Genomic DNA, 16,677 nt, shown 5'->3' on the forward strand with positions numbered 1-16,677 from the left:
CGGTCCCGGCCCGTCGCGGTCACGCGGGAGGACGTCCCCTACCGCCGGTGACCGTCCGGGCCGGGGCCGCCGGGGCACGCAGACGGCGGCCGGGCCCGTCCGCGCGTCCGCCGCCCCGTGGCCCGTGACCCGTGACCCGTGACCGGAGTGAAGATCTCCGACACGAACCGTACAGAAAGACAGACAACGTCATAATCAGGGACAATCTGCGTGCTTTCCATGCCCCCGGGGAAAGGACGCCAGACGCCGTGCCGGAAGAAGGTTCCTCGTCCCGCACAGCTCTTCCCGCGTGCGCCGGCGGACACGTCACCGCCGAGCGGCACGGCTCCCCCGTCCGCCGCTGCCTTCCGGCCGGCTCACCCCGCAGGGCAGCCGCCACGGCACCGCGGCCTCGGTGCCGGCCGGACCCGGCCCGTGCACGGCGGCCGAACTCCCGCACGTCATACGGAATCTCCAGCCGCACCGCAGGCGTCAGCGGACGGCCGCCCGCTCCGCCAACCGACCACGACGTCTTCAGGAGGTACCGACCGTGACAGAGACTCAGCCACCCGACTCCACGGGGCGAGTTCAGTCGCCTGTGCCCGAGACCTTCCTGTCCGGTCGGGCCAACGACAGGCCGGAGGACGCACGTTCGGGCTGGTCACTCGGCGCCTTGACGGGGCCGCTGGGCGCCCCGCTGCCGGGCGCCGGCACGACGCGCCCCCGGACGGCGACAGCGGAACCGCCCTCCGAGGCGTCCGTGGAGCTGCCGCTCCCGGACAGGCCGCGCCCCGCGCTCCGGCGCCTTCCGGTCCGCTCCGCCCTCACCCGCGCCGCACGTGGCCGGCCGCAGGCGCCCCCCGTACACGCGGCACGCGCGGAACCGGCGGACGCGGACGCGCGCCCCGGCCGCGAGAGAGAGCCAGGCCACGAGAGAGAGGCAAGCGAGCGCCCGGGCGGGAGCACGGAGACGCCGGCGCAACCGTCCACGAACCGGAGCACCGGCACGGGCGCCGGGGCCAACGTGAACGCGAGCACGAGCGCGCCCGCGAACACGGCGGTCTCCACGGACAGGGGCGGGGACGCGCCCGCCCGCGCGGACACCTCACAGGAGGACGTGAGTCTCCCGCTCCCCCTCCCGGCCGAGGACCGCCGCCGTCTGCTGGAAGGCACCCACCACGCCCCCCACGCCCACCTCGGCGCGCACACCACGCCGCACGGCGGCGTCCGCTTCCGCGTACTGCGCCCTGACGCGCGGGCCGTCACCGTTCTCGCCGAGGCGGAGGGGCTGCGGGTCCCGCTGCACGACGAGGGCGACGGGTTCTTCGCGGGCGAGGTGCCGGGCGGCCGCGTTCCACAGTACGAACTGCTGGTGCGCAGCGCGGAGCGGCCCGGCGACCAGGAGGTCCGCGTCCTCGATCCGTACGGATTCTCACCCGCGCTCGGCGAGTTGGACCTGCGGCTGTTCTCGGAGGGACGGCACGCGTTCCTGTGGCGGGCACTGGGTGCGCGCACGATGACCCACCACGGCGCCACGGGCACCCGGTTCACCCTGTGGGCGCCGGACGCGCGCGGTGTGCGGGTCGTGGGTGACTTCAACGGCTGGGAAGGAACGGCCGCTGCGATGCGGTCACTCGGCCCCTCCGGGGTGTGGGAGCTCTTCCTGCCGGGCGTCGGGGACGGGGCGGTCTACCAGTTCGAGATCGCCGAGGACGACGGATCTCTCGTGCGGCAGGCTGACCCCATGGCCCGCGCGGCCCAGGTGCCGCCCGGCGAGAGCTCCGTCGTCCACACCCCCGCACACCGGTGGCAGGACGGGGAGTGGCTGGACCGCCGGAGCGCCGGCAACGCGGCGGCCTCGCCGCTGTCCGTGTACGAACTCCACCTGCCCTCCTGGCGCCCGGGGCTGAGCTACCGCGAACTCGCCGGCCAACTGCCTCCGTACATCAAGGATCTGGGCTTCACCCACGTCGAGCTGATGCGGTGCCCGGAGCGGCCCTCCGACGGCAGGACGCTCGACGGCCGCCTCACCGGGGCCTTCACCCCGGACCCGCGGCCGGGCGGCCCGGACGACTTCAGGTTCCTTGTCGACGCCCTGCACCGAGCGGGTGTCGGAGTCCTGATGGACTGGGAGCCCGCGCACGTACCGCAGGAGCCGGGACGGCCCGAGGTGCGCAGCTTCCTCGTGGCCGACGCCGTCCACCGCTGCGAGGAGTTCCACATCGACGGCCTCCGCATGGGCACCGCCGGCCCGATGCTCCGCACCTCGGGGGCGGACGCCGCCGCGCTGCTCCAGGAGATCAACTCCACCCTGCGGCGGCGCTGCCCGGGCGTGATCACCGTGGCCGGTGAGTGCCGGGGCTGGGACGGGGTCACCCGGGAGACGCACCATGTGGGCGAGAACGGTCTGGGCGGGCTGGGGTTCGGCTTCGTGTGGGACACGGACTGGGCACGGGGCACCCTCGACTACGCCGCGAGCCTGCCGGAGCACCGCTCGCAGCGCCGCGAGGGAATGACGTCCGCCATGGCGCACGCCTACGCGGAGAACCACCTACTGCCCGTCTCGCAGGAGGAGTTGGCCCGTGGCAAGCGTTCGCTGGTCTCCACCATGTCCGGCGACCGGTGGCAGCGGCTGGCGAACGTCCGTGCCTACCTGGGCTGCATGTGGGCCCATCCCGGCAAGCAACTGCTCTTCATGGGGCAGGAGTTCGCGCAGACCGCCGAGTGGTCGCAGGAGCACGGCCCGGACTGGTGGCTGCTCGACCCGGCCAACGACGCCGCGGCCGACCACCGGGGCGTACGCGAGCTGGTGCGCGATCTGAACGACCGGTATGCGCGTACCGCCGCCCTGTGGCAGCTCGACACGGACCCGGCGGGCTTCTCCTGGGTCGAGGACGCCTCGGGCGGCTCCGCCGCGGCCGGCGGGGAGAACGTCTTCGCCTTCCTGCGCTTCGACGCCGAGGGGCGGCCGCTGCTCGCTGTCAGCAACTTCTCACCGCACACGCTGCCCGCCCACCGGCTGGGTGTGCCGACGGCCGGTACGAGCTGGCGCGAGGTCCTCAACACCGACGAGGAGCGGTACGGGGGAGGCGGCGTACGCAACTGCGCGCCGCTGCTCGCCGGCTGCGTCCCCGCACACGGCCGGCCGGCCTCCATCACGCCGGCTCTGCCGCCGCTGTCGACTCTCTGGCTGCGCCCGGTGTGAAACCGGGGGCGGGGGCCGGCCGGGTACGCGTACCCGGCCGGCCCCCGCGGTGAGAGCCTCGGGGGGCATGCCCCCGCACGGGGTCAGCTCTCGCTCTTGCCCACGGAGACGGACTCCGGGCGCTGTTCGGGCACGCTCCTGTCCGCGGCGCCGCCGTCACGGTCGCCCTCCTGGTCACCGTCGGGCAGTTCGCCGTCCTGCATGGACAGTTCGTCGAACGGTGCCTGGCCCGCGAGGACTTCCCGTACCCGGTCCTTGTCGATCTCCTTGGTCCAGGTGCCGACCAGCACTGTGGCCACCGCGTTGCCCGCGAAGTTCGTCAGGGCGCGGGCCTCGCTCATGAAGCGGTCGATGCCGACGATCAGGCCGACGCCGTCGACAAGTTCCGGCCGGTGGGACTGGAGCCCGCCCGCCAGGGTGGCCAGACCGGCGCCGGTGACACCGGCAGCGCCCTTCGACGCGATGATCATGAAGACGAGCAGCGAGATCTGCTGTCCCACCGTCAGCGGGTCGCCCATGGCCTCGGCGATGAAGAGCGACGCCATGGTGAGGTAGATGGCCGTGCCGTCCAGGTTGAAGGAGTAGCCCGTCGGCACGGTGATGCCGACCACGGGACGGCTGACACCCATGTGCTCCATCTTCGCGATGAGCCGCGGCAGCGCCGACTCGGAGGAGGAGGTGGAGACGATCAGCAGGAACTCCCGGCCCAGGTACTTCAGCAGCGCGAAGATGTTCACGCCGGAGACGACCTGGAGCAGCAAGCCGAGGACGACGAAGACGAAGAGGACACAGGTGATGTAGAAACCGACCATGATCACGGCCAGGGCCTTCAGAGCGTCCAGGCCGGTCTCGCCGACGACGGCGGCGATGGCTCCGAACGCGCCCACCGGCGCGACCCACATGATCATGGCGAGCACGCGGAAGACGAGCTTCTGGATGTGCCCGATGCCCCGCAGGACCGGCTCCCCCGCGCGGCCCATGGCCTGCAGCGCGAAGCCGACGAGCAGCGCCACCATCAGCGTCTGCAGCACCTCGCCCTCGGTGAAGGCGGAGACGAGCGTGGTGGGGATGATGCCGAGCAGGAAGTCCGTGGTCGACTCGCTGTCGCCGGCCTCGGCCGCTCCGGCCTCCCTGGCGGCATCGGTCAGCTGAAGGCCGCTGCCCGGGTCCAGAATGTTGCCGACGACCAGGCCGATGGCGAGGGCGACGGTCGACATCACCATGAAGTAGCCCAGTGCGAGCCCTCCGACGGCGCCGACCTTGGTGGCGTTGCGCACGGAACCGACGCCGAGCACGATCGTGCAGAAGATGACCGGCGAGATCATCATCTTGATCAGGTTGACGAAGCCCTCGCCGACCGGCTTCAGCTCCTTGGCCACCTCGGGAGCGACGAAGCCGAGGATGACGCCTGCCAACACGGCAGCGATCACGGCAAGATAGAGATACTTGGTGAGATCCCGCTTCTTCCGCACGGGCGGCGCCGGATTCGGCGGAGGCTGCTGGGACACGTCGGGCTCCTCGTTCTGCGTTGTCACTGCGGCTCTGACTCGGTCCTCACGAGTCCCGGTGACTATGCAACGCGAGGTGACGCCCGTCACTGTTGCGTGCATTACGTGCACGGAAATTCCACGAGGCAGACTGGCCGCATGCTTACTCCCCGCCCACCCCGCCGCCCGCGCAGCCTGGCCGGCCAGCTCTTCGCGATGCAGGTCGTGCTGGTGGCCGTGCTGGTGGCCGGGTGCGCGGTCTACGCCTACGTCACGGACCGTGTCCAGACGGAGGAGTCGGCGCGGGAGCGTGCCTCCGCCACCGCGAAGGCGGTCGCGGACTCCCCGTCCGTACGGGAGGCGATCCGCACCCCGCGTCCGCAGGAGGAGCTCCAGCCGTACGCGGAGCGCGTGCGGCACGACACCGGCGTCACCTTCGTCACCATCATGGACACCCGCGGAGTGCGCTGGACGCACCCCGACTCGGACCGGATCGGCGGGCGCTTCGTCGGCCACACGGGCCAGGCCGCGCAGGGCCGTACGTTCCACGAGACCTACACCGGTACGCTCGGCCCGTCCGTGCGCGTGGTCACGCCGGTCTGGGACGAGGGCCGGGTGGTCGGCCTGGTCAGCGCGGGCATCGCGGTGGACACCATCACCGCCGAACTGCGCGGGGAAGTGACGGTGCTGCTCTGCGTCGCGGGCGGGGCCCTCGCGCTGGGCGGCGTCGGCACGTACGTGATCAACGCGAGGCTGCGCCGCCACACTCACGGCATGAACGCGGCGGAACTCAGCCGCATGCACGACTACCACCAGGCGACGCTGCACGCCGTGCGCGAGGGACTGCTGATGCTGGACGGGCACAAGCGGGTGGCGCTCGTCAACGACGGAGCGCGTGAACTGCTGGGCCTGGGCGTGCGGAGCACAGGCGGGGAGGGCGGCCGTACAGCTGGCCGCGACGCCTCCCGTGACAGCGACGGCGCCCCGCAGCGGGACGGGGGCGGGCAGACGGAGGTGGTGGGCCGAGGCGTGGACGAGCTGGGCCTGCCGCCCGCGCTGACGGGAGCGCTGCTCTCCGCCGAGCCCAGGGTGGACGAGTTCCACCTCACCGCGGACCGGGTGATCGTCGTCAACACCTCGCCGGTGGACGGCGGTGAGCGGCGCGGCACGGTGGTGACACTGCGCGACCAGACCGAACTCGAGTCGCTCGCGGGTGAGCTGGACTCCGTCCGCGGCTTCGCGGAGGCGCTGCGCTCACAGGCGCACGAGTCGGCGAACCGGCTGCACACCGTGATCTCGCTGATCGAGCTGGGACGTACCGAAGAAGCCGTCGACTTCGCCACCGAGGAGCTCCAGCTCGCCCAGACGCTCACCGACAAGGTGGTGGCGGCCGTGGCGGAGCCGGTGCTGGCGGCGCTGCTGCTGGGCAAGGCCGCGCAGGCGAACGAACGCGGTGTCGAGCTGTCGCTGACTCCCGACAGCCGCATCGACGACGGGCTGCTGCCCCCCGGGCTGCCGCACCGCGACCTGATCACCGTCCTCGGCAACCTGATCGACAACGCGGTCGACGCCGCGGCTGCGGCGTCGGGCCCGCGTCAGGCCGCGGCGGTTCCGGCCCAGGCCGTTCCTGCCCCGGTCCCCGCTCCGGCCACGGCGTCCGCTCCCACATCCGCTCCGGCCACCGCTCCGACCGGAGCCCCCTCCGAGCAGGGCGCCACGCCCCCCGTCCGCCCCGGCACGGACGGCCGGACAGCACCGGGCGCCCCCTCTCCCCCCTCCTCCCCCCGGGTCGGTGTCGGCGTGCGCTGCGAGACGGACGCGCACGGCGGCAGCACGCTGCTCGTACGGGTCACGGACAGCGGCCCCGGCATCTCGCCCGAGGACGCGGAGACGGTCTTCCGGCGCGGCTGGACCACCAAGACCGCACCGGGGGCCGGACGCGGACTCGGCCTGGCACTGGTACGGCAGACCGTGCACCGGCACGGCGGCACCGTCTCGGTCGGTACGTCACCGGAGGGCGGCGCCGAGTTCGCCGTCCGTCTTCCCCTGCGGGAGGCGGAGTGAGCGGACCGGAACAGCCAGGCGGGCGGCAGCCGATCCAGGTCCTGGTCGTCGAGGACGACCCGCTCGCCGCCGACGCGCACGCACTGTACGTCTCACGGGTGCCCGGCTTCGCGGTCGCGGCCGTCGTGCACTCGCGGGCGGAGGCGGTGCGCGCGCTGGAGCGGCTGCCGGTCGACCTGATCCTGCTCGACCTCTTCCTGCCGGACGGAAGCGGCCTGGCCCTGCTGAGGGCGCTGCGGGCGGCGGGGCGTACCACCGACGTCTTCGCCGTGACCTCGGCACGCGATCTGACCGTCATCAGGGAGGGGGTCTCGCTGGGCGTCGTGCAGCACGTGCTGAAACCGTTCACGTTTCCGACCCTGCGTGAACGGCTCCGCCGCTACGCCGAGTTCCGGATCACGACAAGATCGGCCGACGGCGAGGCGGGCAGCCAGGCGGAGGTGGACAGGGCACTGTCGGCGCTGCGGGCGGCGCCTGAGACGTCCACGCTGCCCAAGGGGCTGAGCGCGGCGACGCTGGAGACCGTCACTCAGGCGCTGCGCGACGCGGGCGGGGACGGGCTGACCGCCGGCGCGGCGGCGGAGCGGCTCGGCGTCAACAGGATCACCGCGAGGCGCTATCTGGAGCATCTGGTCGAGGGCGGAAGCGCGGCGCGCAATCCCCAGTACGGGCAGGTGGGGCGTCCGGAGCTGTGCTACCGCTGGACCGGCTGAGCCGGTCCGCAGCCGGTCCTGAGCCGCTCGTCAGCGCGGCGGCCCGGGCAGACGCCGGGGCTCGATGCGCTCCTCGACGGCCGTCGCGCCCTCACGCACGACGGAGTACGCCCCTTTTCCGGCCACTTCGCCGACCGCTTCGACCAGCCGCGTCCCCCGGTAGACGAGACCCACTCCGTCGTCGGTGCAGTGCGTCTCCGGCAGGGTGCCGTCCGCGACGAGCCGGTGCACCAGTGGGCGACGCTGCTTGTCGCTGTCGTAGTGGACGCCGTTCCCGTAGGGCAGGAGGCCCAGCCCGTCGGTGAACGGCCGCAGCCGGGGGCCGTAGGAGTCCGTGGTGCCACCCTCGAACCAGCACAGCGACCCCGCGCTGACACCGCTGAGCACGACACCGGCCTCCCACGCCCGGCGGAGGACCACATCGAGTCCGTGCACTCGCCACACAGCCAGCATGTTCGCGGCAGAACCGCCCATGACCCATACGACGTCCTGGCCGAGCACGGCGCCTTCGACGTCCTCCAGGTTCGGCATGGGGAACAGGTGGAGCGGTGTGAGGTCGAAACCGGCGACGCGTGCGGCCTCGGTCATGCGGGCCGTGAAGTGCTCCGCGTCGCCGATCGCCGTGCCCACGTACATCAGCCGCGGGCGGCGGCCGTGTGCTCCGGAGAGTTCGACGGCGTGATGCACGAGGGAGTCGAAGGCGACCATGGTGCGTTCACCGAGGCGGTGGCCTCCGGAGGTGGCGAGAACGGTGGGTTCATCAGCCGGCATGGCCGCGAGCCTACCGGTGCGGTGCCGGGGGCGTGGCCGTACCGCACGGCGCTCGGCGCCCAACTCGCGGGCCGTGCCGCAGGGTCGGGCGTCCGTCACGGGAGGAGAGACACGCCAGGAGAGGCTCGGGAGGGGGACCACGGCGTTCGACTGGAACCTTTCCTTACCGTTCTATTGTCTGGACCAATCCCGGCGCGCTAGCGTGCGGAACCGCACCACGCTTCAAGTACGGCTCCACACCACGGAATCCGCCTTTCGACAGGAGCTTGACGTGCGCCCCCACATCGCGCCACGCGGCCGTATCGCGCTCGCACTCGCCGCCGCCCTCGTCGGCACAGGTGCCCTCACCGCCAACGCGCAGGCATCACCCGGCACTTCGCACGAGACCGTCCACCAGGACCAGACCCGGGCCCGGACCGGTGACCGTGAACCGGCCGCCGACCGGGACCAGATCCCTGCCCGGCCGGGAGCAGCGGCCCCGAGCGGCCTCAACGGCCCCTACCTCTACCTCGGCTGGGGCAACCCGCCGGACGCCGTGCAGCTCATGAACGAGACCGGCCTCACCCAGCTCACCATGGCCTTCATCCTCTCCGACGGCGGCTGTTCGCCCGCGTGGGACGGCAGCAGGCCGCTGGCCGGCGGCCAGGACGAGCAGACCATCGAGGCCGTACAGGCCGCGGGCGGCGACATCACCCCGTCCATCGGCGGCTGGAGCGGAAGCAAGCTGGGCGAGGTGTGCGCCGACGCCGGGCAGCTCGCCGGCGCGTACCAGAAGGTCATCGACGCGTACGGACTGAAGTCGATCGACGTCGACATCGAGTCCACCGAGTTCGAGAACCCCGAGGCCCGGCAGCGCGTCATCGACGCCCTGAAGATCGTCAAGGACTCCAACGAGGGCATCAAGGTCTATCTGACCTTCGGCACCACCCCGCAGGGCCCCAACGCCAACGGCACGGACCTGATCCAGAAGGGCGCGGACGCCGGGCTGGACGTGGACGGCTGGACCGTCATGCCCTTCGACTTCGGCGACGGCACGACCGATCTGGCGGCGGCCACACGCTCCGCCGTGGACGGTCTCGCCCAGGCCGTCGGCGCCGCTTACGGCATCTCCACCGAGGAGGCCTACGGCAAGGTCGGCTTCTCCTCGATGAACGGTGTCACCGACGTCGAGGGCGAGTCCGTCTCCCCGGCGGACTTCCGGTCGATGGTCGACTACGCCGAGGAACACCACCTGGCGCGGGCGAGCTTCTGGTCCGTCAACCGCGACCGCCCGTGCGACGGCGGCGGCGCCGACTCCTGCAGCGGAGTGGACCAGCAGCCCTGGGAATTCTCCAAAATCCTTGCGGGGTACACAGGTTGAGACACGGGGCGCCGTCCCCCGGCCGCCAGGGACGATCGGCCCGCCGACAGCGTTGATAACAACGTTGTCACGGAGTTGAACTGCGTCTCTGCACGGCCATTGACCCGGGGACAAGGGACGGGCGATTGTACGGACAAAGCAAGCCCGACGCGGCCTGCGGCCTCCGGCGCCGCCCCGGCCGTGGCCCGAGGAGGTCAGGCCCGTCATGCCCGTGCGTCCCGCCACCCCGCTGGCTCTCAGCATCGCCGCAGTCCTCGCCGCAGGCACACTCACCGCCTGCGGCGGGGGCTCCGGCAGCGACCCGAACACGATCAAGATCGCCTTTCCCAAGGACACGGACAACAAGGTCACCGTCCGCGACGACTACGTGAAGGACATGGCCGAGGAGTTCGAGAAGAAGAACAAGGGCAAGAAGGTCGAGATCATCCCGATCCAGGCGTCGCAGCAGGACTACTACTCCAAGCTCCAGCAGATGATGCGCTCCCCCAAGACCGCGCCAGATCTGGTCTACGAGGACACCTTCCTCATCAACTCCGACATCAAGAGCGGCTATCTGCGCCCGCTGGACGACTACATCGGCAAGTGGAAGGACTGGGAGCAGTTCGAGCCGGCCGCAAAGACCGCCGCCAAGGCGGAGGACGGCAAGACCTACGGCGTACCCGACGGCACCGACACCCGCGCCCTGTGGTTCAACAAGAACATCTTCAAGAAGGCCGGGCTGCCCACGGACTGGAAGCCCAAGACCTGGGACGAGGTGCTGGAGGCCGCCCGCACCGTCAAGAAGGAGGTCCCGGACAAGATCCCGCTGAACGTCTTCACGGGCAAGGCGGCCGGCGAGGCCGCCGCCATGCAGGGCTTCGAGATGCTGCTCTACGGCACCGGCCAGGACCCCCTCTACGACGAGAAGTCGAAGAAGTGGGTCAAGGGAAGCCAGGGATTCAAGGACAGCCTGGAGTTCGTCGAGACCGTCTACGGCGACGACCTCGGTCCCGAGGTCGACCAGGCGCTCAGCCCGACCATCCAGACCAAGGTCGTCACCGACCTGCTGCCCAACGAGAAGCTCGCCATAGCCGTCGACGGCTCCTGGCTCGGCCAGCAGTGGCTCAAGACCGGCGGCAGCCCGTGGCCGGAGTGGGACGAGACGATGGGCATGGCCCCGATGCCGACGCAGAACGGGCAGGCACCGGGCGAGGTGAGCATGTCCGGCGGGTGGACGTGGTCGATCCCCCAGAAGTCCAAGAACCCCGATCTGGCCTGGAAGATGATCCAGAGCATGCAGAGCCGGAAGAACGCCGTCGAGTGGTGCGTGCGTGGCGCGCAGATCGCCGTACGCAAGGACGTCGCGGCCGACCCGAAGTACCTCAACTCGATGCCGGGCATCAAGTTCTTCACCGAGCGGGTCGAACACAGCGAGTACCGCCCCACGCTGCCGGTCTACCCGCAGGTCTCCACCGCGATCACCGAAGCCATGGAAGCGGTGACGACCGGCGACTCCTCGGTCGGGGAAGCCGCCAAGTCCTATGACGAGCAACTCGGTTCGATCACTGACGGAGCGGTCACGGCCAAGTGAGCACCACCGACCTCGCAGCGCCCGTCGCGAAGGGGCCCGGCGGGGGCGGGAGCAGCACGGCACGCGGACCGCGCGGCAATCAGCGCGGCATCTGGCGCTGGCTGCCCATCGCCCCCGCCACCCTCCTGCTGCTCCTCTTCCTCGCCGGGCCCATCGCCTACTGCGCGTACATCGCCTTCACCGACATGCAGCTGACGGGGCAGGCGGAGGCCTCGTTCGTCGGCTTCGACAACTTCAAGCGGGCCTTCGGGGACGAGAACTTCCGCAACTCCGTCGTCCTCACGCTGGTCTTCACCCTCATCTCCTCCATCCTGGGCCAGAACACGCTCGGCCTGGCGCTGGCCGCCCTGATGGCACGCTCGACGAAGTTCGTGCGGTCGGTGACCGGTGCCGTCGTCATCAGCGCCTGGGTGCTCCCGGAGGTCGTGGCGGGCTTTCTGCTCTACACCTTCTTCAGCAAGGAGGGCACGCTCAACGAGATCCTGGCGTGGCTCCATCTGCCGTCGCAGAACTGGCTGTTCACGCTGCCGATCCTCGCCGTCTCCTTCGCCAACGTCTGGCGCGGCACGGCCTTCTCGATGCTGGTCTACTCGGCGGCCCTCTCCGAGATCCCCAAAGAGGTCACCGAATCGGCCGAGGTGGACGGCGCCGGCGCCTGGCAGCGGCTGTGGCGCATCACCCTGCCGATGATCCGCCGCTCCATCGGCACCAACCTGATGCTCAACACCCTGCAGACGCTCTCCGTCTTCGGGCTGATCTGGGCCATGACACGCGGCGGACCGGGCAACCGCAGCCAGACGCTGCCGATCTTCATGTACGACCAGGCGTTCAACAAGTCCCTCATCGGCTACGGCACAGCGGTGGCGCTCCTTCTGCTGGTCGTCGGTGCGCTGTTCTCGGTCGTCTACCTGCGCCTGATGCGCGAGGAGGTCTGAGACCGCATGACTGCTCTGTCCCCCGGTCCGGAAGCGGCCGCCGGAACCCGTACACCGCCGGCGAAGTCACGTGGAGCGGCACCGCGCCGCTCCCTGCGCCCCGGCTCGTCGCTCAGCAGGCCCACGCGCCAGCGGCTCGCCGCCGACCTCGGACTGCTCGTCGTCGTGGGGGCGTTCGTGCTCCCGCTGATGTGGCTGATCTTCGCATCGGTCGACACCGACCCGTCGATGAAGGTCGCCCCGCCCAGCTCCCTCACGCTGGACAACTTCTCAGCCGTGCTGACGGACGAGATCACCTTCACGCCGATGATCAACAGCCTGCTGCTGTGCGGCAGTGCCACCCTGATGACGGTCACCTGTGCTGCGCTGGCGGCCTACCCGCTCTCGCGCTACAAGGCCCGCTTCTCCCGCCCGTACCTGCTGACCATCCTCTTCAGCACCTGCCTGCCGATCACGGCCGTCATGGTCCCGGTCTACGGGCTCTTCGTCCAGATCAACCTGATCGACACGATGCACGGGACGTCCTTCTTCCTGGCCACGTCCCAACTGCCTTTCGCCGTCTGGCTGATGAAGAACTTCATGGACGGCGTCCCCGTGGCGCTCGAGGAGGCGGCCTGGACGGACGGCGCGAGCTGGTTCCAGGCTCTGACGAAGGTGATCCTGCCGCTGATGGGCCCCGGCTTCGCGGTGGTGACCGTCTACAGCTTCATCATGATGTGGGGGAACTTCTTCGTCCCCTTCATGCTGATCATCAGCCCCGACCAATTGCCGGCGTCGGTGAGCATCTTCACCTTCTTCGGCAACCTCGGCTCCATCGCCTTCGGCGAGCTCGCGGCGTTCTCCATCCTCTACTCGACGCCGGTGCTGCTGCTCTACATCCTCATCGCCAAGCGCCTGGGCGGCGGCTTCACGCTGGGGGGCGCGGTCAAGGGCTGAACACCGGAGACCACCGCAGACCCGCCCGCGGCCGACCGGCCGGGGGCGGGCCGGCCGGTCGGTCCGGTCCGGCCGTGTCAGTAGACCGACTCGGCCTCGTCCATGCGGTCCTGCGGCACCCGCTTGAGCTGGTGCACCGCGTTGGCCAGCGGCGTCATCACGATCTCCGTGCCGCGCAGCGCGGTCATCCGGCCGAAGTCGCCGCGGTGCGCGGCCTCGACGGCGTGCCAGCCGAAGCGGGTCGCCAGCACGCGGTCGTACGCGGTGGGCGTCCCGCCGCGCTGCACGTGGCCGAGGATGACCGGCTTGGCCTCCTTGCCCAGCCGGTGCTCCAGCTCGCTGGCGAGCCGGTTGCCGATGCCGACGAAGCGCTCGTGGCCGTACTGGTCGATGACACCCTTCTCGTACGGCATGGAGCCCTCGGCCGGGTGCGCGCCCTCGGCGACGCAGATGAGCGCGAACTTCTTGTCGCGGGAGAAGCGCTCCTCGACCATCTTCACCAGATCGTCGACTTCGAAGGGCCGCTCGGGGATGCAGATGCCGTGCGCGCCCGCCGCCATGCCGGCCTCCAGGGCGATCCATCCCGCGTGCCGTCCCATGACTTCGACGACCATCACGCGCTGGTGGGACTCGGCCGTGGTCTTGAGCCGGTCCATGGCCTCGGTGGCGACGCCGACCGCGGTGTCGAAGCCGAAGGTGCGGTCGGTCGCGGAGATGTCGTTGTCGATGGTCTTGGGGACGCCGACGACCGGCAGGCCCGCGTCGGCGAGCATGCGCGCGGCGGTCAGGGTGCCCTCGCCGCCGATCGGGATGAGGGCGTCCAGACCGATGCGGTCGATGAGTTCCTCGGAGTTCTCGCACGCTTCGCGCAGGCGGTCGCGCTCCAGCCGGGCGGAGCCCAGGATGGTGCCGCCGCGGGCGAGGATGCCGGAGACCGAGTTGATGTCGAGGGAACGGTAACGGCCGTCGAGGAGCCCCGTGAATCCGTCCTCGAAGCCGATGACTTCGTCGTTGCGGTCGTGCACGGCCCTGTGGACGACGGAACGGATCACGGCGTTCAGGCCGGGGCAGTCGCCGCCTGCCGTGAGGACTCCGATGCGCATGGGGGTTCTGTCTCCTGGTCGGTGAGTGGCCCGCGAGGTGCGTGCCGCTTCTTGGTCCATGGGTGAGCCGAGGGCGAGTGTTTCATGTGTTGAACACATGCCGCACCGTCCGTCCGCCCACCGGACCCCTTCGCCCGCACCTCCGGCCGCGCGCCCGCCCGCCCCGACAGGGGCGTTTACCCAGGTCCGCAGGTATTGTCAAGGGAATACGTGCGTCGTACATGAGGGCGCCGGGGGAATCCGCCCGGTGCCGGCTTTTCACGGCCCGGCGCGGCCACCGGCCTGCCGTGCCCCGCGACGAGAGGAAGGACACGCGTGACGCGCAGCGTGTACGTGACCGGAATCGGCCGCGGTGACGGCCGCCAGGTCGTCGAACTGGGAGTGATGGAGCTCCTGACCCGCCAGGTGGACCGGGTGGGGGTCTTCCGGCCGCTGGTGCACGACGCCTCCCCGGGAGGCGACCGCCTCTACGACCTGCTGCGCAGCCGGTACCGCCTCACCCAGCCCCCCGGCACCGTCTTCGGCACGACCTACGAGGAGGCGGCGGCGCTCCAGGCCGAGCAGGGCGCGGACGAGCTGGTCTCCCGCCTCGTCGAGCGCTTCCACTCCGTCGCGGACGACTACGACGCCGTACTCGTCCTGGGCACCGACTACGCCGACAGCCAGCTCCCCTCCGAGCTGGCCTTCAACGCCCGGCTCGCCAACGAGTTCGGCGCTTCCGCCCTGCCCGTCGTCTCCGGCAGGCACCAGAGCGCGGAGTCCGTGGCCTCGGAGGTGCGCAACGCCCGCCACGCCTTCGCCTCGCTGGGCTGTCACGTCATGGCGACCGTCGCCAACCGGGTCCGGGAGTCCGAGGCGCCCTCTGCCGCCGCTCTGCTGGAAGGCCGGCTGCCCGAGCCGGTCTACGTGGTGCCGGAGGACCCGGCGCTCTCCGCGCCGACGGTCGCGCAGGTACGGGACAGGCTCGGCGCCGAGATGCTGCTGGGCGACCCGGCGGGGCTCGGCCGTGACGTGCGGGACTTCGTCTTCGGCGGCGCCCACCTGCCGGTCTTCCTGCCCGCGCTGACCGAGGGCTGCATGGTGATCACCCCCGGGGACCGCGCCGACCTGGTCGTGGGGGCGCTGGCGGCGCACACCGCCGGTTCGCCCGCCATCGCGGGCGTCGTGCTCACGCTCGGCGCCCGCCCGGGGGACGAGACGATGGCGCTGGCCGCCCGACTCGCACCGGGGACGCCTGTCCTCGCCGTACCGGGCGGCTCGTTCCCGACGGCCGCGGAGCTGTTCGCGCTGGAGGGGAAGCTGACGGCGGCGACCCCGCGCAAGGCGGAGATCGCTCTCGGCCTCTTCGAACGGCATGTCGACACCGTGCAGCTCACCGACCGGCTCGCGGTCGAACGCGGGGGGCGCGTCACGCCGATGATGTTCGAGCACGGCCTGGTGGAGCGTTCGCGGGCGTACCGCCGCCACATCGTGCTGCCCGAGGGCGGTGAGGAGCGGGTGCTGCGCGCCGCCGAAGTGCTGCTGCGGCGCAACGTCTGCGATCTGACGCTCCTGGGCGACCCCGCATCCGTACGCAGGCACACCGCCGAACTCGGCATCGACCTCACGCCCCTCGGCGAGGGCGAACTGCCCACCGCCTCCCAGGCGTCGGCGCGCATCGTCGACCCGCAGACCTCGCCGCTGCGGGAGCGCTTCGCGGAGCAGTACGCGAAGCTGCGCGCCCACAAGGGCGTCACCTTCGAACTCGCCCACGACGTCGTCGCCGACGTCTCCTACTTCGGGACGCTCATGGTGCGTGAGGGCCTGGCGGACGGCATGGTCTCCGGGGCTGCGCACTCGACGGCGGCGACGGTGCGGCCCGCCTTCGAAGTGATCAAGACCCGCCCCGACGCCTCGATCGTCTCCTCGGTGTTCTTCATGTGCCTGGCCGACCGCGTCCTCGTCTATGGCGACTGCGCGGTCAACCCCGACCCGGACGCCGGGCAACTGGCCGACATCGCCGTGCAGTCGGCGACGACGGCGGAGATGTTCGGCGTCGAGCCGCGGATCGCGATGCTCTCGTACTCGACGGGCAGCTCCGGCTCGGGCGCCGACGTGGACAAGGTGCGCGAGGCGACGGAGCTGGTCCGCCGGCGCCGCGGGGACCTGCCGGTGGAGGGGCCGATCCAGTACGACGCCGCCGTCGATCCCTCGGTCGCCTCGGCCAAGCTTCCCGGCTCCCAGGTCGCGGGCAGGGCGACCGTGCTGATCTTCCCCGACCTCAACACCGGCAACAACACCTACAAGGCCGTGCAGCGCTCGGCGGGCGCGGTGGCCGTCGGCCCGGTCCTGCAGGGCCTGCGCAAACCTGTCAACGACCTCTCGCGCGGCGCGCTGGTCTCCGACATCATCAACACCGTCGCGATCACCGCGATCCAGGCGCAGCAGAACAGGCTCCCGCCTCCTCCGGACGCATGAGGCCGCCGTGAGCGCCCTGCGCGTCATGAGCGGCCCGCGAGCGCCGCGACCACCTCGGCGCCGACCCGCCGCCGCAAGCCCCCGCCCGCCGGTTCCC

Annotated in this window: 11 protein-coding genes; 8 read left to right on the plus strand and 3 right to left on the minus strand. The window is 71.1% G+C overall.

All coding sequences use genetic code 11. The features are described from left to right. The first annotated feature begins 1,003 nt into the window (after nt 1–1,003). Nucleotides 1,004–3,184 (plus strand): GlgB N-terminal domain-containing protein, encoded by a 2,181-nt coding sequence (locus H343_RS0125985; RefSeq protein ID WP_486587052.1) that lies wholly within the window; start codon nt 1,004–1,006, stop codon nt 3,182–3,184. A gap of 83 nt (nt 3,185–3,267) precedes the next feature. Here H343_RS0125985 and H343_RS0125990 read toward each other — a convergent pair whose 3' ends face one another. Continuing rightward, entirely contained in the window at nt 3,268–4,692 is a 1,425-nt protein-coding gene (locus H343_RS0125990; protein WP_486587053.1) for a cation:dicarboxylate symporter family transporter, read from the minus strand. Nucleotides 4,693–4,830: 138 nt separating this feature from the next. On the opposite strand from H343_RS0125990, the gene H343_RS0125995 reads away from it, so the two are divergent. Then, the gene (locus H343_RS0125995) at nt 4,831–6,735 is read left to right on the plus strand and encodes a sensor histidine kinase (protein ID WP_028433514.1); all 1,905 of its coding nucleotides are present in this window, start codon (nt 4,831–4,833) and stop codon (nt 6,733–6,735) included. Then, the gene (locus tag H343_RS0126000; protein ID WP_486587054.1) at nt 6,732–7,448 is read left to right on the plus strand and encodes a response regulator; all 717 of its coding nucleotides are present in this window, start codon (nt 6,732–6,734) and stop codon (nt 7,446–7,448) included. The genes H343_RS0125995 and H343_RS0126000 overlap by 4 nt, the downstream gene beginning before the upstream one ends. 30 nt (nt 7,449–7,478) lie before the next feature. On the opposite strand, the gene H343_RS0126005 is transcribed toward H343_RS0126000, so the two are convergent. Next, nucleotides 7,479–8,219: a peptidase E gene (locus tag H343_RS0126005; RefSeq protein ID WP_028433516.1), complete on the minus strand. Its 741-nt coding sequence runs from the start codon at nt 8,217–8,219 to the stop codon at nt 7,479–7,481. A gap of 271 nt (nt 8,220–8,490) precedes the next feature. Between H343_RS0126005 and H343_RS0126010 the strand changes: the two genes are divergently transcribed. The 4 genes from H343_RS0126010 (at nt 8,491) to H343_RS0126025 (ending at nt 13,020) form a co-directional block, all read left to right on the plus strand. Beyond that, nucleotides 8,491–9,579, plus strand: a complete 1,089-nt coding sequence (locus H343_RS0126010) for a chitinase (RefSeq protein WP_037905140.1) — start codon at nt 8,491–8,493, stop codon at nt 9,577–9,579. A 205-nt stretch (nt 9,580–9,784) separates the two neighbouring features. Further along, nucleotides 9,785–11,149, plus strand: coding sequence for an extracellular solute-binding protein (locus tag H343_RS0126015; protein ID WP_199778998.1), 1,365 nt, complete (start codon nt 9,785–9,787; stop codon nt 11,147–11,149). After that, nucleotides 11,146–12,084, plus strand: a complete 939-nt coding sequence (locus tag H343_RS0126020; protein ID WP_051266044.1) for a carbohydrate ABC transporter permease — start codon at nt 11,146–11,148, stop codon at nt 12,082–12,084. The genes H343_RS0126015 and H343_RS0126020 overlap by 4 nt, the downstream gene beginning before the upstream one ends. Before the next feature lie 6 nt (nt 12,085–12,090). Beyond that, nucleotides 12,091–13,020 (plus strand): carbohydrate ABC transporter permease, encoded by a 930-nt coding sequence (locus H343_RS0126025; protein WP_051266047.1) that lies wholly within the window; start codon nt 12,091–12,093, stop codon nt 13,018–13,020. A 77-nt stretch (nt 13,021–13,097) separates the two neighbouring features. Here H343_RS0126025 and H343_RS0126030 read toward each other — a convergent pair whose 3' ends face one another. Beyond that, a complete protein-coding gene (locus H343_RS0126030) occupies nt 13,098–14,123 on the minus strand; it encodes an ATP-dependent 6-phosphofructokinase (RefSeq protein ID WP_028433521.1) in 1,026 nt (341 codons plus the stop codon). Nucleotides 14,124–14,438: 315 nt separating this feature from the next. On the opposite strand from H343_RS0126030, the gene pta reads away from it, so the two are divergent. Beyond that, entirely contained in the window at nt 14,439–16,580 is a 2,142-nt protein-coding gene (gene pta, locus H343_RS0126035; RefSeq protein ID WP_028433522.1) for a phosphate acetyltransferase, read from the plus strand. The last annotated feature ends 97 nt before the right edge of the window (nt 16,581–16,677 follow it).

The organism is Streptomyces sp. TAA204 (assembly GCF_000424965.1).

Excerpts from the sequence above, each read along its gene's own strand:
- H343_RS0126025 (WP_051266047.1), top strand. The coding sequence starts at position 12,091 with ATGACTGCTCTGTCCCCCGGTCCGGAAGCGGCCGCCGGAACCCGTACA.
- H343_RS0126030 (WP_028433521.1), bottom strand. The coding sequence starts at position 14,123 with ATGCGCATCGGAGTCCTCACGGCAGGCGGCGACTGCCCCGGCCTGAAC.
- H343_RS0126005 (WP_028433516.1), bottom strand. The coding sequence starts at position 8,219 with ATGCCGGCTGATGAACCCACCGTTCTCGCCACCTCCGGAGGCCACCGC.
- H343_RS0126015 (WP_199778998.1), top strand. The coding sequence starts at position 9,785 with ATGCCCGTGCGTCCCGCCACCCCGCTGGCTCTCAGCATCGCCGCAGTC.
- H343_RS0125995 (WP_028433514.1), top strand. The coding sequence starts at position 4,831 with ATGCTTACTCCCCGCCCACCCCGCCGCCCGCGCAGCCTGGCCGGCCAG.